General features: G+C 40.1%; 20 protein-coding genes and 6 pseudogenes. 24 read left to right on the top strand and 2 right to left on the bottom strand.

The features are described from left to right. The first annotated feature begins 6 nt into the window (after positions 1–6). The 8 genes and pseudogenes from LJ046_RS01005 to LJ046_RS00970 all read left to right on the top strand — a co-directional run bounded on the left by LJ046_RS01005 (position 7) and on the right by LJ046_RS00970 (position 8,264). Complete coding sequence (locus LJ046_RS01005; RefSeq protein ID WP_002880139.1) at positions 7–1,320, top strand: sugar phosphate nucleotidyltransferase; 1,314 nt, start codon at positions 7–9, stop codon at positions 1,318–1,320. A gap of 80 nt (positions 1,321–1,400) precedes the next feature. Next, a complete protein-coding gene (locus LJ046_RS01000) occupies positions 1,401–2,147 on the top strand; it encodes a WecB/TagA/CpsF family glycosyltransferase (protein ID WP_002880140.1) in 747 nt (248 codons plus the stop codon). Positions 2,148–2,299: 152 nt separating this feature from the next. Then, a pseudogene (locus tag LJ046_RS00995) lies at positions 2,300–3,225 on the top strand (acyltransferase family protein). Between the two features lie 99 nt (positions 3,226–3,324). Further along, complete coding sequence (locus tag LJ046_RS00990; RefSeq protein ID WP_002880142.1) at positions 3,325–4,407, top strand: glycosyltransferase family 4 protein; 1,083 nt, start codon at positions 3,325–3,327, stop codon at positions 4,405–4,407. Positions 4,408–4,437: 30 nt separating this feature from the next. Beyond that, a complete protein-coding gene (locus tag LJ046_RS00985) occupies positions 4,438–5,457 on the top strand; it encodes a glycosyltransferase family 2 protein (protein WP_002880143.1) in 1,020 nt (339 codons plus the stop codon). 9 nt (positions 5,458–5,466) lie between these two features. Beyond that, entirely contained in the window at positions 5,467–6,027 is a 561-nt protein-coding gene (locus LJ046_RS00980) for an acyltransferase (protein WP_002880144.1), read from the top strand. Between the two features lie 13 nt (positions 6,028–6,040). Further along, entirely contained in the window at positions 6,041–7,012 is a 972-nt protein-coding gene (locus LJ046_RS00975; protein WP_002880145.1) for a DUF6625 family protein, read from the top strand. Between the two features lie 70 nt (positions 7,013–7,082). Next, complete coding sequence (locus tag LJ046_RS00970) at positions 7,083–8,264, top strand: hypothetical protein (RefSeq protein WP_153188422.1); 1,182 nt, start codon at positions 7,083–7,085, stop codon at positions 8,262–8,264. Positions 8,265–8,555: 291 nt separating this feature from the next. Here the strand turns inward: LJ046_RS00970 and LJ046_RS00965 are convergent, their stop codons facing one another. Further along, positions 8,556–9,593 carry an IS30 family transposase gene (locus tag LJ046_RS00965; RefSeq protein ID WP_072557687.1) on the bottom strand — a complete coding sequence of 346 codons (1,038 nt, stop codon included), beginning with the start codon at positions 9,591–9,593 and terminating at the stop codon, positions 8,556–8,558. A 168-nt stretch (positions 9,594–9,761) separates the two neighbouring features. On the opposite strand from LJ046_RS00965, the gene LJ046_RS09920 reads away from it, so the two are divergent. The 4 genes from LJ046_RS09920 (at position 9,762) to LJ046_RS00945 (ending at position 14,034) form a co-directional block, all read left to right on the top strand. Next, on the top strand, positions 9,762–10,547 hold the full coding sequence (locus LJ046_RS09920; protein WP_002880214.1) for an IS630 family transposase: 786 nt from the start codon (positions 9,762–9,764) through the stop codon (positions 10,545–10,547). Between the two features lie 344 nt (positions 10,548–10,891). Continuing rightward, positions 10,892–11,542 carry an acyltransferase gene (locus LJ046_RS00955; RefSeq protein WP_002880215.1) on the top strand — a complete coding sequence of 217 codons (651 nt, stop codon included), beginning with the start codon at positions 10,892–10,894 and terminating at the stop codon, positions 11,540–11,542. A 17-nt stretch (positions 11,543–11,559) separates the two neighbouring features. After that, positions 11,560–12,522, top strand: coding sequence for a glycosyltransferase (locus LJ046_RS00950; protein WP_002880216.1), 963 nt, complete (start codon positions 11,560–11,562; stop codon positions 12,520–12,522). A 63-nt stretch (positions 12,523–12,585) separates the two neighbouring features. After that, positions 12,586–14,034 (top strand): flippase, encoded by a 1,449-nt coding sequence (locus tag LJ046_RS00945; RefSeq protein ID WP_002880218.1) that lies wholly within the window; start codon positions 12,586–12,588, stop codon positions 14,032–14,034. Between the two features lie 61 nt (positions 14,035–14,095). Here LJ046_RS00945 and tnpC read toward each other — a convergent pair. Continuing rightward, positions 14,096–15,202: pseudogene (gene tnpC, locus LJ046_RS00940) on the bottom strand (IS66 family transposase); the annotation flags it as partial. A gap of 600 nt (positions 15,203–15,802) precedes the next feature. Here tnpC and LJ046_RS00935 point away from each other — a divergent pair. The 12 genes and pseudogenes from LJ046_RS00935 (at position 15,803) to msrB (ending at position 25,296) form a co-directional block, all read left to right on the top strand. Beyond that, entirely contained in the window at positions 15,803–17,140 is a 1,338-nt protein-coding gene (locus LJ046_RS00935) for a reverse transcriptase domain-containing protein (RefSeq protein WP_002880220.1), read from the top strand. Between the two features lie 81 nt (positions 17,141–17,221). Next, positions 17,222–17,800: pseudogene (locus LJ046_RS00930) on the top strand (IS1634 family transposase); the annotation flags it as partial. Further along, positions 17,766–17,996: a hypothetical protein gene (locus LJ046_RS00925; protein ID WP_002880222.1), complete on the top strand. Its 231-nt coding sequence runs from the start codon at positions 17,766–17,768 to the stop codon at positions 17,994–17,996. The pseudogene LJ046_RS00930 and the gene LJ046_RS00925, both read left to right, overlap by 35 nt. Positions 17,997–18,063: 67 nt before the next feature. Next, a pseudogene (locus tag LJ046_RS00920) lies at positions 18,064–18,357 on the top strand (aquaporin); the annotation flags it as partial. A gap of 11 nt (positions 18,358–18,368) precedes the next feature. Beyond that, positions 18,369–18,893, top strand: a complete 525-nt coding sequence (locus LJ046_RS00915) for a TetR family transcriptional regulator (protein WP_002880224.1) — start codon at positions 18,369–18,371, stop codon at positions 18,891–18,893. 264 nt (positions 18,894–19,157) lie between these two features. Further along, positions 19,158–20,330, top strand: coding sequence for a MerR family transcriptional regulator (locus tag LJ046_RS00910; RefSeq protein WP_002880225.1), 1,173 nt, complete (start codon positions 19,158–19,160; stop codon positions 20,328–20,330). Positions 20,331–20,454: 124 nt separating this feature from the next. Beyond that, complete coding sequence (gene rfbB, locus LJ046_RS00905; RefSeq protein WP_002880226.1) at positions 20,455–21,492, top strand: dTDP-glucose 4,6-dehydratase; 1,038 nt, start codon at positions 20,455–20,457, stop codon at positions 21,490–21,492. A 19-nt stretch (positions 21,493–21,511) separates the two neighbouring features. Further along, a pseudogene (gene rfbA / locus LJ046_RS00900) lies at positions 21,512–22,396 on the top strand (glucose-1-phosphate thymidylyltransferase RfbA). A 26-nt stretch (positions 22,397–22,422) separates the two neighbouring features. Continuing rightward, on the top strand, positions 22,423–23,031 hold the full coding sequence (gene rfbC / locus LJ046_RS00895) for a dTDP-4-dehydrorhamnose 3,5-epimerase (RefSeq protein WP_002880228.1): 609 nt from the start codon (positions 22,423–22,425) through the stop codon (positions 23,029–23,031). 13 nt (positions 23,032–23,044) lie between these two features. Further along, positions 23,045–24,019, top strand: a complete 975-nt coding sequence (gene rfbD, locus LJ046_RS00890; protein WP_002880229.1) for a dTDP-4-dehydrorhamnose reductase — start codon at positions 23,045–23,047, stop codon at positions 24,017–24,019. Positions 24,020–24,542: 523 nt separating this feature from the next. Then, positions 24,543–24,782 (top strand): annotated as a pseudogene (locus LJ046_RS00885) (HigA family addiction module antitoxin); the annotation flags it as partial. A gap of 88 nt (positions 24,783–24,870) precedes the next feature. After that, a complete protein-coding gene (gene msrB, locus LJ046_RS00880) occupies positions 24,871–25,296 on the top strand; it encodes a peptide-methionine (R)-S-oxide reductase MsrB (RefSeq protein WP_002880232.1) in 426 nt (141 codons plus the stop codon). Position 25,297 lies beyond the last annotated feature (1 nt).

The following is a 25,297-nucleotide window of genomic DNA, read 5'->3' as shown; positions in this document are numbered from 1 at the left end:
GGTCAAATGAACATCATTTTACTTTCAGGTGGTTCTGGCAAGCGTTTATGGCCATTGTCTAACGATGTTAGAAGTAAGCAATTCATCAAGCTTTTCAGAAATGGCGATAAGCATGAATCAATGGTTCAGCGTGTTTACCGTCAAATCAAGCGTGTTGACAAAGATGCAACAGTTACGATTGCGACTAGTAAGTCCCAAGTACCAGCAATCCATAATCAATTAGGTGAAGATGTTTCAGTTTGCGTAGAGCCAATGCGCCGCGACACATTCCCAGCTATTGTTTTAGCCGCAGCATACTTACATGATGAAATGGGTGTAAAGGATGACGAACCGGTTGTTGTTTGTCCCGTTGACCCTTACGTTGGCGATAGCTATTATGAAGCTGTCGAACAGCTTGGAAAACTTGCTGGTCAAGCCAATCTAACTTTGATGGGTATCGAACCAACTTACCCTTCTGAAAAGTATGGCTACATCATTCCTAAATCAAAGGACAAGGTTAGTCCGGTTAAAGAATTCAAGGAAAAGCCTAACCGTGCAACTGCAGAAAAGTACTTGGAACAGGGTGCTGTTTGGAACGCAGGAATCTTCGCCTTTAAGTTGTCATACTTAATGGAAAAAGCGCATGAGTTGATTGATTTTGAAAATTACCAAGACCTTTACAACAAATACGATCAATGTGAAAAGATCAGTTTTGACTATGCCGTTGTTGAGAAGGAAAGTAGCATTAACGTTCTTCGCTACAAGGGTGAATGGCGTGATGTCGGTACCTGGAATATGATGTCTGAAGTTATGGCTGACAATGTAATTGGTAATGCCACTTTGGACGAAACAACAACTAACACTCACGTTATTAATGAATTGGATATTCCAATTTTGGTAATGGGGGCACATGACATGGTTGTTGCAGCCTCAGGTGATGGTATCTTGGTAGCTGAGAAAGAGCAATCAGGTTATATGAAGCCTTACGTTGAAAAGATTGCTACTGATGTGCGCTATGCAGATAAGTCATGGGGATCATATCAGATTATCAGTGTTGGTGAAAACAACTTAGTAGCTAAAGCTACCATGAAAGCTGGTCACAGAATGTCATATCACAGTCATGATTTACGTGAAGAGGTCTGGACGATTCTGTCTGGTGTTGGTCGCGTCGTTGTTGATGGTATAGAGAGAGCTATTCAACCGGGGAGTGTGATTACTCTACCAGCCGGTAGTAAACACACTATTATTGCAAGAACTAACTTATCTGTCTTGGAAACTCAAATTGGTTCTGACATCTCAGTTAGTGATAAATCAAGCTACGAATTTGGTAGTAAAGAATAGAAATGAATATATAGTTATGTGTGAACCTGAAGGTGATTTTATCTTCAGGTTTGCGTATATTTAAAGGTGGGTAGAAATTAATGTCACGAATCAAGTTCATGAACACAGAGATTGACAACTTAACAATGACGGAGGCATTAGATGCGATTGAAGAGCTAGTAGCGGCTGATAAGAATGCATACGTTGTTACTCCTAATGCTGATCACATCATCCAGCTCGAACGAGGGGGAGAGATTGTAGAAGTATATAAACACGCAGATTTGATTCTTTGTGATGGTAAGCCCCTTACTTGGATAGCTAAGTGGTATGGAACGCCAATTAGAGAAAAAATTTCAGGTTCAGATCTGTTTCCTCTACTTTGTGAAAGAGCTGCTAAAAAGGGTTATAAGATGTTTTTCTTAGGAGCTGCTGAAGGAGTTGCTGCTAAGGCTGCTAGGAACTTGGAAAATCGTTACCCAGGCTTGAACGTTTGTGGTGTATACTCCCCGCCTTATGGCTTTGAAAATGATGAGTCTGAGATGGATAAGATTACTAAGATGATTAAGGATGTTGCTCCGCAGATTTTGATTGTTGGTCTGGGAGCTCCTAAGCAGGAAAAATTTATTTATCATAATCGTGAACGCCTTGGTGTACCTGTTAGTTTGGGCTTGGGAGCTAGCCTGGATTTTGAAGCTGGCCAAATTAAGCGTGCTCCAAAGTGGATGGCTGATCATGGGCTTGAATGGTTCTATAGAATTACTCAAGATCCAAAAAGACTGGCGAAACGCTATTTAGTTGATGATCGTAAAATCCTTAAGCTAGCTTTGAAGTACAAGAAGAAAAACTAAATTTGTTATACAGTTGACTTTGCAGTAAAAAGGACATAATCTTGACAAACAGACAGACAGATGAACTAGTTGTTGGATTTGAACTTGATAAAAAAGGACATATTCAAACGTTAGATTTTTTAAAAGCTTTCTCAATTATCACAATAGTTTTGATGCATTGTGTTCAGAATTATCTCAAGGCTTTACCATCCGTTATCAATACAGCATCTTCATTAGGTGGTACGGGGGTGCACGTTTTCTTCTTTGCTTCAGGATGTGGCTTATACTTAAGCTACCTTAAGCATTCAACGACGTTTACTGAATTTATGAAAAAAGATTCGGCAAGATTTATATTCCGTATATATTGATTGTGATCATTTCATTCATATTACCGTGGATGTATGTTGGATCTGATAGATTTGTTGCTCTACTCAGCCATATTTTTCTGTTTAAGATGTTTGTGCCAAGATATGAAGGTAGTTTTGGTTTTCAGCTGTGGTATTTGTCAACACAGTTTCAGTTTTATTTTATCTTTACCTTACTTTGTAAGGTTAGAGAAAAAATTAATGGTAAACAGTTTGTTATCGGTTCAGTGATTGTTAGCTTAGCGTGGTCATGCTTGGTGACGGCTCTAGGTTTTGGCGAAGAACGTGTTCTGAATAGTTTCTTTTTGCAGTTTTTATGGGAATTCTGCTTGGGTATGGAAGTAGCAAAAGTATTAAAATCAGGTAAAGAGCTTGATTTTAAAAGGTGGCAACTGTTTCTCATAGCAATTGTTGGTATCGGACTAGAAGCTGTAATAGCACTTAAGTTTCCTACTTTGAAGGCCTTAAATGATGTTCCAGCATTTCTTGGGTATACTGCTTTAGCGATATGGTTATACGCCGTTATAGGGCAAGGCACAAAGAAAATTTGGGAGACAATTTGTAAGTATTCGTATGAATGGTATTTAGTCCATGTAGTGGTTTTCACAACTATCTTTTTACTAAAACCACAGAGCTTAATGAACCAGATAAGCCTTGGATTGGTTGCTATGATTATTAGCTATATAGCGGCTGTTGCTTATTGGCAATTAGTTCATAAGATGTTAAAAGTATAATGTCTTACCTAGAGAATCAAAACATAAAGAAATTTACTTTAAAAGAGCAAGATGTAACTAACTATAAAGTTGTAGTCATTTGAAAGGAGTATGTGCTTAATGGACTTGGCAGACCAAAACATTCTGTTCATCGCTAGAGCACCAATTCATGGTGGGACTGAGAACGTTGTTTTGCAATTGTGTGAAACTTTTAAGCCACTAGTCAATAAAATTATCGTCTGCGCGGGTAAGGGCTTTGATAAAGATGCTTTGAAAGAAATGCAAATCAAGTTCTATGAAATACCAGATTTAGCTGATAAGAGTCCTAAGACTATGCTAGATATTTCTTTCAAGCTTAGACAGATAGTTAAATCCGAAAATATTACAGTGATTCATACTCACCACAGAATGGCTGCGTTTTACGTGACGTTGTTAGGGCTTTATAAGAAGTGTGTCTTTATTAATACTAGTCACAACACCTTCTATGATAAGATAAAATTCACGCGTTTCTCATATAATCATGCACACTTGATTGCTTGTGGTGAAAAGGTTAAAGAAAATCTGACAAATGAGTATGGGCTAAAAGATGTTACAGTAATTCATAATGCAGTTAAGCCATTTTCTGGCCTTGTAGTACTAGAGCCATCTTTAAAAAAGTGGCATGACTTAGGTTATTATTTGATTGGTAATGTTGGACGTTTAACCGAGCAAAAAGGGATTGAATACTTTATAAGATCAATTCCAATGGTTGTTAACAGGCATCCAAAAACCAAATTCTTCATAGTGGGTTCTGGCGAATTAGAAGATGACTTAAAAAAACTTTCTATTGAACAAGGAATATCAGAATATATTGAATGGATGGGATATAGAAAGGATGTTCAAAATTTAATGTCTCAGTTCGATTTAGTAGTGTTAAGTTCCTTGTGGGAAGGGCTACCACTAACTCCCATTGAGGCATTTAGTGTCGGTATCCCTGTGATAGGAACTGCTGTAGATGGTACTATTGAAGAGATAGAAAATGGATATAATGGCTATTTGGTTAAGCCAAAAGATAGTAAAGATTTAGCATTAAAGATAAATCTTGTAATTAGTCAAAAAATAAAGCAAAAAATGGGTGGAGCAGCTAAAGCGATTTATGATAAAGAATATTCTTTTGATGTGTTGAAAACAAGATACATAAATTACTATAGAAGTATAAATTGATAAAAAGTAGAAAGTAAAGGAGTAAATTTGGTGTCGTCTTTAGTTTCTGTTATTGTGCCAGTATATAATGTTGAGAAATATTTAACTCAATGTATAGAATCTTTGATTGAACAATCATATAAAAATATGGAAATTCTTTTAATTGATGACGGATCAACAGATAGTAGTGGAAAATTATGTGATAGGTATGCTCAAGAATACGCTAATATTTTTACCTATCATAAAAAGAATAGTGGATTGGGTTTAACTAGAAATTATGGTTTAGAACGAATTAAGGGAGATTATGTAACTTTTGTTGATAGTGATGACTATTTAGACCCAGAGGCAATAAATCAATTAGTGTGTGGATTGGATTCAGGTAAAAATGATACAGTAATTGGTGGCTTTACTAAAATAACAGATAAAGGCAAAAAGCTGTACGTCGAGTCATACTTTGAAAAAGTAGTTAATAATGATAACTGCTATAGTCAGATATTCTGTCATATGCTTGGGAGTAGCCCGGTTGGTCATGACTCGATAAAAGCATCTGTTTGGAATGTGTTGTATTCAACAAAAATAATAAAGGAAAATAACATATCTTTTGTTTCAGAGCGTGAGTATATTTCAGAGGATATTGTGTGGGATTCTGATTATTTTAAGTATTCTAAGAGTGTAAAGGTGATAAGCTCGTCACTATATTATTATAGATCAAATCCTAACTCTTTGTCTAAAACATATAGACCAGATCGTTTTAAAAGGTGTATCAGCTTTTTTGAATATATGATTGATAAAATCTCTAAAACGGAAATTGAGGATGAAGCTAAACTAAGATTAACTAAAAATTTATTTGTTAACGTAAGATCTTGTTTTGCTCTAGAAAAAGGAAGGCTTTTTTCCGATATAAGAAAGAACATAAAAAACATGTGTAATAATCCTGTTTTGCAAAGAGCAATTAAGGAATATCCTGTTAGCGAATTGGGGTTTAAGCAGAAGTTCTTTATATGTATGGTAAAAAACAAATGGTCAGTTAGCCTAAGCATGTTAGTGCAGTGTGGATTAATAAATGATTAGGTGAAAAAGATGACAAAATTTTTTCTTGGTATCAAAGCAATACTGTTCTATTTGATTATGAAAATCAGGTATGGAAAAAGATGTAGCTTGTATGTAGTAAACTCTCTTCGTGGTACGACAAAAGTTGACTTACAGACTAATGCTACACTAAAAATTGGAAACTTTTTAATGACCCAAGGTCCGCTATACTTAAAGATTTTGGTTAATGGAAAAGTTAAAATTGGAAATAACGTTTTCTTTAATCATAATTGTTCAATTACGGCTGCAGACAGCATCATTATAGGGAATAATGTTACTATTGCAAATAATGTCGTAATTGTTGATCATGACCATGTGATGGATTCAAGAGGTGTCGTTCAAAATGAGTTGAGCACTATGCCTGTTGTAATTGAAGATAATTCATGGATCGCAGCTAATGTAACTATAACAAAGGGAGTTCATATAGGAACTGGTGCAGTGGTTGCTGCCGGCGCTGTTGTGACACATGATGTTCCAGCTCATACAATTTTTGCGGGAGTTCCTGCAAAAAAAGTAAGAGCTTTGAATACAAGCAATAATAAGGACGGTTAGTTTGGAGCTATAGATGAAAAAGTGTTGTTTTATAATTCCATATTTTGGAAAATTACCAAATTATTTTGAGGTTTTCGCAAAATCTTGTGAGAAGAACAGGGATTATCAATGGTTAATTTTTACTGATGACAAACATGAATACCGAGTTCCACAAAATGTTGTTTTAAAGTCGATGAGTTTTAATGACTTTTTAAGCATTGTTGAGAGTAAGTTTGACTTTAAAGTAGAAATACAGGATTATCATAAAATTTGTGATTTAAAGCCAGCGTTTGGATATATATTTGAAAGCTACCTTGAAGATTTTGAGTTTTGGGGATACTGTGACTTAGATACGATTTTTGGAGATTTAAATGGATTTATTACAAATGATATTCTGAAGAAGTATGACAAATTATTTTGCTTAGGCCACTGTGTGATGTTCAAAAATAATTATAAAAACAACAGAATGTTTATGAAATCGGTAAACGGAAGATTCTGGTATAGAGAATCTTTTTCAACACCAAGAACAACAATATTTGATGAAACATATGGTGGAATGCATAATATTAATACACTTTTTAAGTATTATGGTAAAAAAGTTCTAGAGAAAGACTGGGCTTTTAATTGCAATATTGCTCCAGCAAATCTTCAGAGGGTATACTATCTTCCGGAAGAGAATACATTTAAAGTAGAGAGGAATTATAACTCAATTTTTGTCTGGGATGATGGTAAAATTTTCCGTTATCGTTTAAAAGGTGGATCTATATATAGAGACGAATATATGTACATGCACTTCCAACAAAGAGAAATGAAAGTAGATGATCGGGTGTTAGATTCTTCAACTATAAAAATTCTTGGAAATGGTTTTTATCTTTTAAACCAAAAAGAAATCACAGTAAAGAACTTCAAGCAAATACCGCACAAAGTTTACTCCTTCAGAAAAATAAAGTTGTTGTTGAAATGGAAAACAGATGGATTAAAAAGAAAATTGGGCGTCACTTTATAAGAGTACGCATATATAATGCTGATAGCAATTGTAATTTTGGTAGTAAACATATAATAACCGGTAAGTAGCAATGAATATGATTTTTACTTTGAAAAAGCAAAGTATAAAAGTATTTATACTGTCTTTTTTTTCTTTCAACTTATTATTTGGTACTTTAGCACCTGATTCTTTTCAAAAGTTAATAAATATTTTTGGGATAATTATAGCTGCATTCGTTGCGCTGATGCTTATTCCAAAATTGGAGAAGAATATTCAGGAATTAGCTGTAAAGCTCATGCTATTGTTTTTTTTATTAGGCGCATTATATTCTGCATATCAAGCTAAGTTTAGCTATTTTCAAATGAATAATTTTCGAGCAGGAATATATTTTGTAATACGCATATCCTCATTCTTTGTATTGATTTTCTATATTATCGAAACAGGCAATGGTAAAGAACTGGCAAAAAATCTCTTTATACTAGCATTAATATATTGTCTAATAAACGATGCACTTCTTATTCCTAGAATAAAGACTCTTAAAATCACGCAAGGCTACTTATTAGGGAATAAGTTTGACGTTTCTTACATGCATTTAGAGATGCTAGTTTTATATATTTTTCAAGGTGCTCTGAGTCAGTATAAGAAAAAATATATTGTAACATTAGTGCTATATGCTTTAATAATTTCATTAACTGTAGACTGTATTACTGGAATTATGGGCATATTATTTTTTTGTATCTTCTTTTTCTTTCTTCCGAGTAAGTTGATAAAGAAACCTCTATTGTGGATTACTTTATCTACCCTATCATTTGTTTCAGTTTTTAACTATAGCTATATAGTTGGATCAAGAATATATCAAGATTTTTTTTTGGGATCTTTAGATAGGGGGGTTACCCTAACCGGTCGTATTAATATTTATAAGAAACTACCAACATTAATGTCTGGTCATTGGTTGTGGGGGTATGGCCCTAGTAGCTCGTATGAGGTAATTCACAATTATTTAAATATGCCTAATACTCAAAATGGTTTTTGGGATATTATATTGCAAGTTGGAGTAGTGTCATTTGCTTTCTTGGCAATATTAGTAATTTATTCTATTCACCAAGTAGATAAACGAAATAAAAATTTTCTGCTCGCTTTGCTTGCAATGTTGGATACATTTACCGTGCTCTCAATATTTGAAATTACCGTAGGGGCTAGTTTTATTGGATGTGTGCTCCTCATTGCCGTTTATTCAATTTTAGAAGATAAAATATCACCGATTGTAGAATGAAGCTTAACATTGATTCAATTTAGGGAGAAACGCTTTCGTCGGATTAAAACACAGAAAATATCTTAGCTATCTAGTGTAATGCTGACATTTTGGAAGTAGTGTACAATTCTGGTACAATCTCTGTAGTATATCTATCAATTAGCTACGGAGGTTTATCAACCATGACACCTACTTCTAAAAAACACATTGTCAAATTGTTAGATGACGATCTCAAGTGACTTAACAAAATTCTTCGCCACGCCAATTGCAAGAATAAATTGAACACTTACCATAACATCTAGTAGATTTTGACTATCTACGCCGGTAAATGCGGTCAAGTTCGGTGTCAAAATATTCTTCTGGAGTCTTGTAGTTTAAGATCTTCCGAGGAAGAGAGTTGCACCATACCTCGATCTTAGCAATATCTTCCACACTGTACTTATCCATACGGTCTCCCTTGGGAATATAGCGTCTGATAAGCCCGTTGTGCCGTTCTACGCTGCCTTTATCACAAGATGTATAAGGATGAGCGTAGTACACAAGAGTCTTGGAAACTTGCTCAAGATTGGATAGATCTGCGAACTCAGATCCGTTGTCAGTTGTGATAGACTTAAAGATTTGATTCCATTTGGATCCGTAGTACTCTCGAAGCTTATCAAATGCCTTCATAACGCTAGCTGAGGTCTTATCCTCAATCTTGATCATGAAGAACTGACGCGTCTTTCGTTCGCACAGAGTAAGCAACACATCATCGTCCTTAGTCTTGTGTCCAAGAACCAGATCGCATTCCCAGTGACCAAAGTCCTTACGGCTTTCGATTCTAGGACTACGTTCATCGATGCTTCGTCCCAGGATACGCTTGTTTACACGGGCACGACGAGTCTTAGTATTGCGCTTGACCTTCTCTGGAAGATCACCGTTCTTGATATCCATAACGTAGTTATACAGAGTTTTGGTTGATACGACCTGATCCTTCTGGAAGATTCCCTTGGCCAAAGCATAACCCACGCAAGCATCAAGAGACCAGCCTTGATTATGGAAGCAGTGGGAAACATAGTCGATGAACTTATGTCTGCGAAGAAACAAGCTCTTGCGGCCGCATTCGCTTCTATGTAGTTCGTAAGTGCTTTGCCCTTCGACAGCTTTATACCGCTTCACATTGCCGGTATACACGGATACTGTGCCTCTTTTGAGCTCATATCCGACCGTACTCGGTGAGCAGTTAAGTTCTCTAGCTATAGCACGATTAGAGTAGCCCTTAGAGTGCAGCTCCTGGATTGTAGTCCGGTCGTTTAGCGTAAGGTGCTTGCCCTTTTGGTGTGGTTTAGTGTTAGAATAAGAATGATCCATTTTAACCTCTCTAGAAATGTTTGTGGTAATTCATATTCTACCAGATGGTTGAAATGGATTTTTTGTGCTCCAATCCAGTGAAAGCGATTTTTCTTACTGGATCGGAACAGTGTTCAGTTTAATTTTACAATCGGCGAAATTCTTCGCCAGAAAAATACGAGTGAAACAGTGGCCAACAGAATCCACATTCTTAAAGACATAGATGCGAATCATCCGCCAGTTAAGACCTACAAGCAGTGCGCTTCAGATCATGGAATCAGTGAGCCAACTATCACTAATGTCGTGAGAAAGTTCGTCAGTGAAGGCCTTGACGCCACTATAAAGCTTAAGCGGAGTGTCAATTCTGATAACGCACAACGCAAAGTTGATGGACGTGTAGAAGTGAAACTACTCGAAGTGGTTTGCGGGTCCGTTCCCAAAGGGCATAGCCGTTGGACTCTGCGCCTTCTTGAAGCGCAAATGAAAATGATTCTTGATGAGTCAATCAGTCGTGAAGTCATCCGCAGAACTCTAAATAAACTTCGACCACACCGCAGCTACTATTGGTGCCTCCCAAAGAAAGAAGACCCAGAATTCATAGCTTGCATGGAGGATATTCTGGATGTTTATGCGTTTCCTTACAATCCCAAAGTGCCGGTAGTTTGCATGGATGAAAAGCCATATCAGTTGCTAGGCGAAGTCAGAGACTTAGGGACTATGCGTCTAGGTGACAATAAGAAACTCGATTCAGAATACGTTCGTAAAGGTACATGCAGTATTTTTGACTTCGTAAAGCCGCTTGGAGGTCGTCATCACACAAGCGTCAGAGAACACCGAACTGCAGTTGACTGGGCTGAAGAAATCAAATATATGGTTGATGAGATGTACCCTGAAGCCGAGAAAATCATTCTTGTCATGGACAATCTTAATACGCACAAGCCATCCTCACTATATAAGGCTTTCAAGCCAGAGTAAGCATGTCGAATCATTAAGAAGCTTGAGATTCACTATATTCCCAGCATGGTAGCTGGTAAGATATCGCTGAAATTGAACTGAATGTGATGACCAGATAGTGTTTTTCTCGAAGAATTCCGGATATTGAGACACTACGCGAAGGATTGAGCGCTTGGGAAAGTGAGCGGAACAATAGCTATGCTTTGGTAAACTGGCAGTTTAGAACTTCGGATGCACGTATCAAACTTGCATCTTTGTATCCAAAGCTATAGCGTTAATCATACTTAAGATATCAGCATGACACTACACTAGATGTTTTACAATTGGTGGAAATTTGGTTGAAATTAAAAAAAGAGGAAATATATATGTTGAGAAAGATTTTGGCACTAATATATACTATACAATTTAACTTTAGATACTTACCGTTTCATCAGGCAATTTATTTGCCAATTAAGATAAACTATAATGTAAAAAGCAAACTAAAACGAAATAATTTGATTATAAAAGCACCTGTTTCTAGATTTATGATAAGAATAGGATTTCAAGGTTCAAATTTTATCTCCTATGGATCATCATCGTTAACTATTTTAAATGGTGGGAAAATAGTTTTTTATGGAAGCTGTATATTTGGAGAAGGAGTTAATCTCTTTGTAGATGGCGGTACACTTATAATTGGAAAAAGCGTTTATGCGAATAGAGACTTTTTATTTCAATGTGAAAATAGGAGCATCATAGAAGATGACGTATTAATAGGCTGGAAAGTAAGCGTTCGAGATACAGATGGCCATAATGTTGAGAAAAATGATGGAATCAGTAGTGCATCGGAAAGAGTTTGGATAAAAAGAGGGGCTTGGGTAGCATCCCAATCAACAATTTTAAAAGGATCAGTTATTAGTGAGTATAGCATTGTAGGTGCGTGTTCATTAGTTTTGGGCATAAAAATGTCGGAATCGCATTGCATGGTTGCAGGAACACCAGCTAAAGTAAAAAGAAAAAATGTCACATTAATGAATTAGGAGTAATAAGTGCATATATGAAAGACAACACAAAAATATTAACGATCATAATACCGGTATATAACAGCGAAAAGTATATAACCAAGTGTATAGAGTCAATAGTATATGCTTCATCTAAAATTGAAATTATTTTGATCGATGATGGATCAACCGATGGTAGTGGTCAGATCTGCGATACGTATTCAAGCAAGTTTGCTAATGTAAAAACTATACATGCAAAAAATGGAGGAGTATCTAGAGCTAGAAATCTAGGCTTAAAATCGGCTACTGGAAAGTATGTATGGTTTATCGATAGCGATGATGTAGTGTTAAATGGTGTTTTATCGAAGATTGTTAATACCATAGTTGATAATGATTTTGATATATTTATTTTTGGATATGTAAAAAAGGAAAATTTTGAAGGAGTAAAAGGATCGAAGAATATAAAGATTCAAAAGCTAAATAAAGAGGATGCAATTTATTCTCTATTAGATCCAAGCTTTGCCACATTTCCATGGAACAAGATCTTTAGAAGAGAATTAATTGTAAAAAACAATATATCATTTCCTGTTGAAATGGTGATGTGCGAAGATATGGAATTTTGCTATAAAGCCTTTGATAAAGCTAAAAGAATTTTACTAACTGATAACAAACTATATGGTTATAGAGAAAACTTTAGCGGTGCGTCACATAATAAAAATATTTCTAGATACAAGGATGCTGCTGTAGCAAATTTTGATTTATGTACATATATCGAGAAAAACTATCCAAAGTACTTCAGTTTGATTGTCGATAATACAGTTAGCGCTATATTGTCATATATGTATTATTATGGCGACTCTGACGACAGGTATAACGCTTTTAATGATTTTATTACAGTAAATATCAAAAAATGTCAATCGTTGAGTATTAAAAAAAGAATTGAAGCTAAACTGTTCCTCAAAAATAGGATCTTATTTGATAATATAGCAAATATTAAAAGGATGATAAAGAAGGTTTGATTTATAGTTGGAATAGCAAAACACTCTTTGATTTTAGTATATAGAGTAGGGGGAAAGTAAGCCGTGAAAAATAAATCATTAGGGAAAAATGCATTTTTGAACGGATTACGAAGTGTCTTAAATATTATATTTCCGATAATCACGTTTCCGTATGTGTCTAGAATTTTAAGTGTTGGAGAACTTGGAAAGTATAATTGGTCAAATTCATATGTATCGTACTTCTTACTGATTGCTGGATTAGGTATTTCGACATATGCTGTTAGAGAAGGGGCCAAGTTACGGAATGATCGTGAGGAAATTAGTGATTTTGCTAGTCAAGTATTCTCAATTAATTTAATTTCTACTGTTGCTTCATATATATTACTTTTTTTAAGCATTATAATTTTCCCCAAAGTACAAGGCTATGCAGTATGTATTTATATATTTAGTATTCAGATTATTTTCACTACATTAGGTACGGAATGGATATATAGTATTTTTGAAGAATATACCTATATAACGGTTAGAAGTATTTCTTTTAAGATATTATCTATATTGCTGCTGTTTATGTTTGTGAGAAATCAAGGTGATTACTTAAGTTATGCAGGAATAACTGTTTTTTCTGCTGTAGGTTCAAATATTCTAAATTATTTACATGCTAAGAAATTTTGTACAATTAGGTTTACCTTTAGAATTGACTGGAAAAAGCATCTTAAACCAATATTAGTAATTTTTGCTTCATCAATTGCTACAACGATCTACTTAAGCTTAGATACAACTTTATTGGGGCTGATAAATAACAACTATGTTGTAGGTATCTATTCTGTTTCGACAAAAATGTATAATATTGTCAAACAACTTATAGCTGCGGTGTTAACTGTTACAATTCCAAGATTTGCACTACTGTGGGGGAGACACAGATATAGAGAGTATCGTAAGTTATTGTTACAAATTTCAAATGTTTTGGCACTGATATCAATACCAGCTGCCGTTGGAGTTTATATGTTAGCTCCGCAGATTGTAATACTATTGTCAAGTGAAAAGTATATTAGTGCTGTTAGTTCATTACGCTTATTATGTCCAGCATTAATTTTTTCAATTTTTAGTTGGATTTTTACCAGTTGTGTTCTTATACCAGCAAAGCGTGAAAATAAAGTCTTAATCATAACCGTAATTAGTGCTGTAGTTAATCTAGCGTTGAATTTACTATTAATGCCATCTTTAAAAGAAAATGCTGCGGCAATAACAACATCGCTATCAGAAGTGATTTCTATGATCTTAGGGATATACTATAGTAGAGATATTGTCAAGGGGCTATACAAAAGGTCTTTTTGGAAAGACATTTTTCTTTATACAGTAGGGTCACTAGCTATAGTAATTATTTGCTGTATTGGCAATATGTTATTTGATTCAACAATGATTATTATTTTGTTTGATGTAATTCTGTCGATTATAGAGTATGCTTTGATACTTCTTGGAATGAAGAACAAATTTGCGCTTGATGTATTAGAGCGTATCGTAAGCACCCAATAGCAGAGTATATTAAAATCTCATCCTAGCAATGCTAAGATGGGATTAATCAATTTATGGGACTTTACTTACAGTGTAGCTGAACATTCTCAGGCCATGGTAAATAGGCTTCTAGACGCTGATTGTCTAATAATGACAGCTCATTGGGCAGCTTGTCTAGAAGATAGTTGATGTATTTGAATTGATCCAAGCCATTTTGCTTGGCGGTTTCGAGTATACTCATAATGATTGCCATGGATTTGGCGACTGTACCACTCCGTGAAAAGAGCCAGTTCTTGCGTCCTATGATGATCTCTTTGACTGCTCGTTCTGCTCTGTTGTTGGACAGTTCAAGGCGACCATCTTTTAGGATGTTCATGAACTTGTCCATGTGCTTTATGCAATACTGGAAGGCCGTCCCCAGCTTGCCGGAAGGCAACACGGAGCTTGATTTCTTGGAGCACCAGTCGGAAAACTTCTCTAGCAGAGGTTTTAATTCGGACTGACGCTTCTCGTATCTCTCTTCAGCGGAAAGGTCTTCCCAGGCGCACTCCAGGTAAAAAAATTGACTACGGTAGTTAATCCTTGATTAGCCACCGTAGTCACGTCGGAATCTATAGCTTTGTCTTTAGACAAAGAATCATGGAATTTTCGTCTTGCATGAGCCATACAGCCTACAAGAGTCACATCCTGTTGGCTTAACCGTAAATAGTCAAGATATTGATCACAATGAGGTATCCGCTGAAGCCTGTGAGGAAATCCCATGCTTCGGCGCCCTTTCGTGATCCATGGTGATACAGGACAATCGGCTTCTCGGCATGCTTGCCTGACAAGAAGGTCCAGACGTAGTCTTTAGCTCTCTCTGTCTAAGACTCGATATGGTGTCTCATCTGCATGGATTACATCCTGCTTTAGCCGCTCTTTTCTCAAGAGCTCGTAAAGGCTGGAAAGATAGTACTCACAGACCTTGATGTGCCAATTAGAGACCGTCTTGTGATCAAGGGGAAGACCCATACGCCGCAAGTCTTTCTCTTGCCGGTAGGCAGGAACCTTGAGAACGTACTTCTGATAGATTTGAGATCAAAGAAGCTGAGCCAAGACTGTTGGTTAACGGAGCCTTGGGTACAGGAGCTTTGATAATCTTGTCAGCTGGTGCCTCATCACTGCAGTGCTGGCACTTGTAAGAGTGTTGGCTCAGTTTTGATAATGAAGCCATGGTTAGCATTGTGGATGTACTCGAAGTCTCTTGAATCAATTCAAGTATATGAGCAATCAAGCTATCATTGACAGAGAATCAACGTCTGGAAACCTATTTTACTCTTACCAGAAGATGTCTGTCCATCTCCATTGCAAGTAAAGTCCCATAAACTAATTAATCCCATCTTAGCGTTGCTAGGATGGGATTTGCTGTATGTATTTGGCTGCTGTATATTTATGATTGAATAAGTACATAGATTAAGCTTAATAGTAAGCTTATTTATTGAATAGATATTTTTGTGGGTGTATCATAGTTGTGCGTTACGATTAATGGGCGTAGCGGATAAGGATTTCTGTCAAGAGTTTAGATAACTCGAGATAAGTTGCCATTTCTTGCTTGCGCTGCTTGTTCAGTTTGCCACAAGTCATGGCTATCGCAGAAGATGTGAGTATGAAGAATATCATATCGACTCCTTTACCCTTGATTATAACATCAAGAAAGATAGCATAATTGAGCAGTTGCAGTTTAATGCTGTAAGTTAAGTTAGTACCCCTTGGTTAGGAATACTGTTCTCCGTTGCCAAGGGGTATCGCTATGTTTAGAGATAAAATGGATATTAATGAATGGTTTAGGGAAGTTACTCCCAAAAGTAAACGTCGCTATGCGCACTTTGATTTACGGACTAATTTAGAACGTGCTAAAAAATATATTACAAATCCAGACAAAATAGCTCACCATGGTTTTTATCCCTTTATTAGGTATGATCAGATTTTTACTAAATTTAGGTCAAGTACCAAAGAAAAATATGTAAAGTCTAGGGAGATATGTTATTCTGCCCATATTGATAGATGCATTTATCAATATTACAGTTTTCTCGTTAACGAAAAGTACGAAGAATACTTAACTAAGCATAGAATAAATCAAGTCCCAATTGCATACCGATCTAACTTGGGAATGGGAAATATAGCAGCTTGTCAGAAAATTCATCAATTTATGCTAGAAAATAAGTCATGCTATGTGATGATAGGTGATTTTACTGATTTCTTCGGAAAACTAAATCACGCATACCTAAAAAAACAGCTTTGCCAATTATTGCAAGTGAATAGGTTACCTGCAGACTATTATGCAGTATTTAAAAGCATCACAGAGTATGATACGTGGGATTTAAAAAACATCTTAAGATTAAATGGCCTAGAAGATACTAGAGCGGGTCTGAAGCAATTAAATTCTAAAAAAAGGGCTTTGACAAAAGAGCAATTCAAAAAACATAAAAAGAATATTTGCCATCACAAAAATGATTTTGGGATACCTCAAGGCTCTTCTATAAGTGCGTGCTTTTCTAATGTCTATATGATAGAGATAGATGAAGCAATAAATAATTTTGTTGCTAAACACAATGGAATGTATTTGCGTTATAGTGATGATTTTGTCGTAATACTGCCTATGTCAACTAGTCAGAGAAAAGATCTTCAAAAGTTAATAAGTCTGTTTGATGACTATAGGAGTAAGGGACTTTTGGAATTACAGCCGGATAAAACCCAAGTTTTTAGTTTTATTTCTGACAAGGAACTATGTAATATAGGAGCCGATTTTAATCCAAAATTAAGTACAGAGCATAAGAAAATAAATTTCCTTGGACTCTGTTTTGATGGATTTGAAGTTAGAATACGTTCCAAAACAATTTCAAAATATTACTATCGAATGAGGCATAAAGCAAGAGGCATAGCCTGTCAATATACGCTTAAAAGCGGGTTTAAAGGAGTAGATAAATTATATCGTATGTATTCCGAACGAGGACAGTACGGTAAAGGGAATTTTTTAACTTATGTTAGACTGGTAAGTAGCGCTTTTCCAAAAGAACCAATTGGAGTAGATACAAAAAATAATATGGTAATAATACGCAAAGTGCTTAACAAAAATAAACCAACCTAGTGTTGGATGATTCTCGCTGGAGAAGTCGTTATCAAGCCTATATTATCTGACATAGTTTAAGTACTCAACAAGAGAACATCATACTACTTCAAGCTCACCTACCACAAAGACAAGTTCTATGGCTACGAGGAACGGGAAGATGTCATCGAACGAGAGCTGCAGCTGTGCGGCTATTTCGCGATCGTGACCTCCGAAAAGATGACGGCCTCTGAAGCCTTGAATCTTTACAAGAGCCGCGATATCTCAGAGAAGCTGTTTGGCAATGATAAGGCCTTCCTTGGCAATCGCTCATTCAGAGTCGCAAGCAGTCAAGCAGCCGAAGCCAAGATCTTCATTCAGTTCATCGCTTTGATAATCCGTGCAAGAATCTACACGCTTTTGAGAAAGCGCAAAGCCGAAATGCCGGGCAAGCCTAACTATTTGAGCGTACCTTCAGCACTGAAAGAGCTCGAAAAGATTGAGCTGATACGCCAACCGAACGGCAATTATAAGCTAGATCACGCAGTCACAGCTACCCAGAAAGTAATACTAGGGGCCTTTGGACTGGACGAAGAATGGATCAAGGCACAGGCAAGACTGATTGGAAAAGATATCCAGAACGCCGCAATGCCAGAAGAACAGAAAGATGATGATGAAGATGCCGAGAACGAAGAGTATTAAGACAATTGAAGCCGAGATCTCCCAAACCGAAGAACAACTCCGGCGCCTTAAAGAGCGCTGCGATAAAGTATCGCAGAAACTAGATGCTCTCTATGAGCTCAAGAAGCACCGGGAGCAGGAGGAATTACTAAAAGCTATTGATAAAAGTACCCGAACTAAAGCTGAGATCCTCGCGTTTCTGGAAAGTCATGCATAAAAGAAATACGGCTGGCAGAAAATCTGTCAGCCGTATGGTTTGAGTTGTAAAATCCTGGGAAATTAGCAGTGAAACGATCGCGACTTTTGTCTTCATCTTCACCTTGCTCAACCTGGGCAACTTCACCCAAGGCTTAAAGCCATTAATTGTTGGTTTCTTGATCATGGTAGTTGGCCAAGCTTTGGGTTCAACGACTGGTTTTGCCTTGAACCCCGCCCGGGATTTCTCACCACGTCTGGCCTATGCGATTTTGCCAGTGCCGAACAAGGGCGGGGCTAACTGGGCTTATGCTTGGGTGCCAGTCTTAGGGCCAATCTCCGGTGGTCTTTTAGCTAGCGGCTTGCAGGCATTGTTGAAATAGAGAGTTAGCCAATGCCAGAATGCTTAAAGCTGCACATCTCGCAAGTTTTTAAAGATGAGGTGGCCAAAAACGGCTTTAACCATGTCAGTGTTGCCAAGGTCATGAAAAAGAGCGGGATTAGGCGGCAGACTTTTTACGAGAATTTCAAAGATAAACTTGATCTTTTGGAATATACGATCAGATCGATGATGGAAAACGATATCGAGAGCAATATCGGCTACCTGGACTGGGAAGGTATCATCTTTTTGGTCTTTTACGGAATTGAATTGAATAAAAAGTTCTACAAGAGCGTCTATGAAAGCCAGACAGAGGTTGATGTAGTCGGGGAAATTTCCAGCCATATTGCTTTCTTGCTCAAGCAGATCATTGAAGAAGAAGGAGCAGATTATGACCAACAGGCCAAAGACTTTGTGGAGACCTTTTGCCTGGGACTGACTTATACAATGATTGATAATCTTTTCCGGCCGCATCCCTTGGAATACGACGTTATTGCCAGCAAGGTCGACAACGCCCTCCACTTCACCTTGAATCTGTAAAATTTCACCCTTGAACTCCAGCTCGAGCTCAAGGGTATTTTTGTTCGGAAAAAATCGGTTATAATCTAATGCTAATTTCCCAGGATTTTACAACTCAATGTCTAAGAAGCCTACTATTACGGCTTGTTTCGAAGTTTAAGATAATATTTTTTGAGTTGTAACTTAAACTCAACGAAATCCTCTAAAAGGTTGATATATCAAGTGATAGAGCACTTTGAGTAGTAATTTATGGGAAATTAGCATCTAAGGCAGAAAGGAGCTCCCATGACCGACTACTACACATCCGGTGAATTCGCCAAGCGGGCCCACGTGTCTGTCAGAACGATCCGCTACTATGACCAGCAGAACCTCCTCAAGCCTTCAGCCAGAAGCAAGGGCGGGGCCAGACGCTACAGTGACGCTGACTTCGCCAAGCTTCAGCAGATCCTCCTGTTAAAGTACCTGGGCTTTTCCTTAGGGGAAATCCGCGGCCTGACCCTGGGGGCCAGTGACCGGCGCCGCCTCTTGGATTCCCTCCAGATCCAGCGACGGCTGGTAGAAGAGCGGATTGAAGAAATGACCGCCGTTGAAGCCGCCATCGACTCAACCACCCAAACCCTGGAAGCTGGCAAGCCTGTTGACTGGAGCCGGATGCTGGAACTGCTTCACCGGTCAACCATGACCCAGAGCCTCAAGACTCAGTACCAGAACGCCACCAACATCTCTGCCCGAATTCGCCTGCACCGGGACCACTCCATGAACAAGGAGGGCTGGTTTCCCTGGCTTTTCCGCCAGCTGGACTTGACTCCTGGCTTAAAAATCTTAGAGATCGGCTGCGGGAATGGCGAACTCTGGGCCACGAGCCACGACCGTCTGCCAGAGGACTGCCAGGTCATCTTGACCGACATTTCAGAAGGGATGCTGGCCGATGCCAAAAAGGAAATCGGCGAAGACAGCCGCTTTTCCTATGACCGTTGCGACGCTGCCCACTTGCCCTTTGCTGACGAAGAGTTTGACCTGGTCGTCGCCAACCACATGCTTTTTTACTGCGATGACATCCCCCAGGTCCTTAAAGAAGTCCGCCGGGTTTTGAAAAAAGGTGGCCGCTTCTGCGCGTCAACTTACAGCAAGCGCCACATGCACGAAATTACTGATCTGGTCCAGGAGTTCAACTCCCAAATCGTCCTCTCTTCCGTCAACCTCTATGACCGCTTCGGCTTAGACAACGGTGAAGAGATCCTCGCTCCATTTTTTGCCCAGGTGACCTGTCAGCGCTACGAGGACGCCATCGAATTAGACGAAGCAGAACCTGTTATTTCTTATATTTTGTCCTGCCACGGCAACCAAAACGCCCTCCTCTTGGACCGCTACCAGGAATTCAAGCAATTCGTTGAAGACGAGGTCGCCGGGGGCTTCCACATCACTAAAGACGCTGGGACCTTTATCTGCCGCAAATAGCTGCCATTTTTTTGAAAACGGCAGTTATTTTATTTTCCCTATTGAAGCTTACGTTACGTCATGTTTTATACTTTGAGTCAGCAAGAAAAATTGATTTGACTAGCTGAACTTGGAGGTTCATTACATGAAAATTATCGTTACCGGCGGTGCCGGCTTTATCGGTTCCAACTTTGTCTTCTACATGATGAAGAAGCACCCAGACTACAAGATCATCTGCCTGGACAAGCTGACTTACGCGGGCAACCTGTCAACCCTGAATGATGTCATGGACAAGCCAAACTTCCGCTTCGTCAAGCTGGACATCTGCGACCGCGAAGGCGTCTACAAGCTTTTTGAAGAAGAACACCCGGACGTTGTTGTTAACTTCGCCGCAGAAAGCCACGTTGACCGGTCAATCGAAAACCCGGAAATCTTCCTGCAAACCAACATCATCGGTACCTCCGTTTTGATGGACGCCTGCCGCAAGTACGGGATCAAGCGTTACCACCAAGTATCAACTGACGAAGTTTACGGCGACCTGCCGCTGGACCGGCCAGACCTCTTCTTCCACGAAGACACGCCGCTGCACACTTCCAGCCCATACTCATCATCAAAAGCCAGCGCTGACCTTTTGGTCGGGGCTTACGGCAGAACTTACGGCCTGCCTGTAACTATTTCCCGTTGCTCAAACAACTACGGCCCTTACCAATTCCCGGAAAAGCTGATCCCATTGATGATCCAAAGAGCCTTGGACGACAAGCCTTTGCCAGTTTACGGTGAAGGCAAAAATGTCCGCGACTGGCTTTACGTTGAAGACCACTGCAAGGCCATCGACCTCATTTTGGAAAAGGGGACGGTTGGTGAAGTCTACAACATCGGCGGTCACAACGAAATGCACAACATCGACATCGTTAAGCTGATCTGCGACTACCTGGACAAGCCTTACTCCTTAATCGAACACGTAACTGACCGGAAGGGCCACGACCAACGTTACGCTATCGACCCAACCAAGATCCACGATGAACTGGGCTGGTTGCCGGAAACCATGTTCAAGGACGGTATTAAGAAGACCATCCAATGGTACCTGGACAACAAGGAATGGTGGGAAAACATTATCTCCGGTGACTACCAGAACTACTACCAGGAAATGTACGGCAAGAAGCAAGTTTTAGACGAAAAGTAAGAGGCAAGGAAGAGGAAAAATGAAGGGAATTATCTTAGCAGGTGGTTCAGGCACTCGTCTGTATCCATTAACCCTGGTTACCAGTAAGCAGCTTTTGCCTGTTTATGACAAGCCAATGATCTACTACCCGTTGTCAACTTTGATGCTGGCCGGGATCAAGGACATCTTGATCATCTCCACGCCAGCTGACACCCCGCGCTTTAAGGAACTTTTGGGCGACGGGTCACAATTCGGCGTCAAGCTCTCTTACAAGGTTCAGCCAAGTCCAGACGGCCTGGCTCAAGCCTTTACTTTGGGCGAAGATTTCATCAACGGTGAACCTTGCGCCATGGTTTTGGGCGACAACATCTTCTACGGCAACGGTTTTACTGACATGCTGGAAAACGCCGCTAAGGACGCGGAAGCTGGCCGGGCAACGATTTTTGGCTACTACGTCAACGATCCGGAACGCTTCGGGGTTGTGGAATTTGACAAGGATGGCCACGCTATCTCTATCGAAGAAAAGCCAGCTCAGCCAAAGAGCAACTACGCCGTAACTGGTTTGTACTTCTACGCAGCTGGCGTGAGCGAAAGAGCTGCCCAGGTTAAGCCAAGTGCCCGCGGGGAAGTGGAAATCACTTCTTTGAACGAGATGTACTTAAACGACAACATCCTGGACGTTCAGCTTTTGGGCCGGGGCTACGCCTGGCTGGATACCGGGACGATGCAGAGCCTGGTTGACGCCTCCAACTTTGTTAAGATGGTAGAAGAACGGACTGGGGTAAGCATCTCAGCCCCAGAAGAAATTGCCTACGTGCACGGCTGGATTGACGAAGACAAGTTGATGTAAGCTGCCAAGCACTACGGCAAGAGCCCTTACGGCCAGCACCTCAAGGCAGTGGCTGAAGGCAAGCTGAAGTATTAATTTTTTAGAAAGAAGAGTCAGAAAAAATGGGTCAAATCAAAGTTGAAAAGAATGTCGGCGGTATTGAAGGTTTGGCAGTGATTACGCCAGCAGTTCACGGGGATGACCGTGGCTACTTCATGGAAACCTACAACAAAAACGACATGAAGGAAGCTGGTTTTGACATCAACTTCGTCCAAGACAACCAATCAAGCTCAACCAAGGGCGTTTTGCGGGGCCTGCACTTCCAAAAGCACTTCCCGCAATGCAAGCTGGTTCGGGTCGTGCGCGGGGATGTCTTCGACGTTGCCGTTGACCTGAGAAGCGACTCCAAGACCTACGGCAAGTGGTACGGGGTGGAACTGACCGCTGAAAACAAGAAGCAGTTCTTGATTCCAGAAGGTTTCGCCCACGGCTTCCTGGTTTTGAGCGACGTGGCTGAATTCTGCTACAAGGTTAACGACTTCTGGCACCCAAACGATGAAGGCGGCATGGCTTGGAACGACCCTGAAATCGGGATTGAATGGCCGCAATTGGTTGGCGAATACCCGGGCTCAGCTGATGCTAGCGGCTACGCTTTGGAAGACGGTACTAAGCTGACTTTGTCCGACAGGGACCAAAAGTGGCTGGGCCTCAAGGACACTTTCAAGTTTTAATTAGGAGGAAAAAATGAAGGTTTTCGTAACTGGCGTCAATGGTCAACTGGGCCACGACGTGATGAACGAACTGGCTAAGCGCGGCTACGAAGGCGTTGGCAGCGACTTGGCTCCGGAATACAGCGGGATCGCTGACGGCTCAGCCGTTACTACTGCTCCTTACGTTTCTTTGGACATTACTAACGCGGAAGGCGTAAAGCAGGCCATCACTGAAGTTAACCCTGACGTGATCGTTCACTGCGCTGCCTGGACTGCGGTTGACCTGGCTGAAGACGACGACAAGGTTGCGGCTGTCCGCAAGGTTAACACCGATGGTACTCAAAACATCGCCAACGTAGCCAAGGAATTAGACGTGCCAATGGTTTACATCTCCACTGACTACGTTTTCGATGGCCAGGGCACCACTCCATGGGACCCGGACTTCAAGGGCTACAAGCCAATGAACGTTTACGGGGAAACCAAGCTGGGCGGGGAACTTGCCGTATCTGAAACTTTGGACAAGTACTTCATCGTCCGGATCGCCTGGGTCTTCGGCTTGAACGGGAAGAACTTCATCAAGACCATGCTTAACGTGGGTAAGACTCATGATGAAGTCAAGGTGGTCAGCGACCAAATCGGTACGCCAACTTACACTTTGGACTTGGCCCGGCTTTTGGTCGACATGATCGAAACTGACAAGTACGGCTACTACCACGCAACTAACGCGGAATTGCCAGAAACTGCCAGCGGCTATGATGAAAACGGCACGAAGACCGGCTACATCAGCTGGTACGATTTCACCAAGGAAATCTACCGCCAGGCCGGCTACAAGACCAAGGTAACTCCGGTTACCACGGAAGAATACGGCCTCTCCAAGGCTGTACGGCCATTCAACTCACGTTTGGACAAGAGCAAGCTGGAAAAGAACGGCTTCAAGCCGCTGCCAACTTGGCCAGACGCCGTGCACCGCTACTTGGAAGCCTTGAAGGCTGACGGCTTTTTTGACTAAGCAATTTTTAAGAGCACTGGATGTGAAATCCGGTGCTTTTTTGCTTGTTTTTAGGTATATCAACCTATTCATGGTAATCGTCCAAGCGGTACTAAAATAGAGCAAGCCATAGGACTAAACAGGCAAAATATGATATTATGGGTAATAAGGTAGATAGCGCCGAGCGCACCATGTGCTAAGCATGATGCTGCTAAAAGATATAAACACCCTCTTGGAATATGCTCTCAATTTCCAAGAGGGTTTTCGTTCGCCCAAAAATCGGCCAAAAACTTTTGTGGCAAGATCTTCTTCTAGAAAGGCGCTAGCGGTGGCTACTTTCCAAAAAGTATGATGTGTAAGAATGTTGTAGTGACGGGGGTTCTCTACCGAATGCACGTTCCAAAAAATCTGCTTTGGATAGGGTAGAATAGGCTCAAACAGTGCAAGAGAAATAATTTTAAGGAGGCAAAAAATGACCGAATCTATCAAAACGCCAACAGTTGCTGAAACCATCAATGACGAATACCTGTAGCCGTTAGGCCTTAGCGCTGCTGACTTGGCGCAAGCCATCCATGTGCCGGCTGCAAGAATCAAGGATATCTTGCACGGCAGCCAGGAAATCACTGCTGACATTTCACTCAGATTAGCCAAATTCTTTGGCGTGTCAGATGCTTACTTCCTTAATCTGCAAAGTGACATTGACTTGCGGGATGCCAAGAAGCATCTTAGCCGTGACTTGTCAGCAATTAAGCCTTTTACAGAGGTACAGGCCAAAAATAAGTAATCTCTTAACTAATTTCTTGATCCAGATCAAGGCCTCGCGCATCTATTCAAGCTACAATAGCCTTATCTAAATAGATGAGGTGACCAAGATGAACGAAAAAGCAGATTTGAAAGACCGGCTGACGCCAGTGCAGTACGCCGTGACCCAAAACGCGGCAACTGAACCGCCTTATACAGGTGAGTACGACAACTTCTTCGAAAAAGGGATCTATGTCGACGTGGTCAGTGGGGAAGCCCTCTTTTCCTCTTTGGACAAGTACGATTCCGGTTGCGGCTGGCCAGCCTTCACCAAGCCTCTGGTTAAGCTGACCCAGCGCCGGGACCAGTCCTTTGGCATGGAAAGAACCGAAGTCCGCAGCCGCCAGGCTGATTCCCACCTGGGCCACGTCTTCACCGACGGTCCTTTGGACAAGGGCGGCCTGCGCTACTGCATCAACTCTGCTGCCCTCAAGTTCATCCCTTACGACCAGCTGGAAGAAGCGGGTTACGGCGAATACCGGCAGCTTTTCGAATAAA

It is taken from the genome of Lactobacillus delbrueckii subsp. jakobsenii ZN7a-9 = DSM 26046 (genome assembly GCF_001888925.1).
GTDB classification, from domain to species: Bacteria; Bacillota; Bacilli; order Lactobacillales; family Lactobacillaceae; genus Lactobacillus; species Lactobacillus delbrueckii.
Note: the sequence above shows the minus strand (reverse complement) of the source record. Positions and strands in the feature narration are given on the sequence as shown.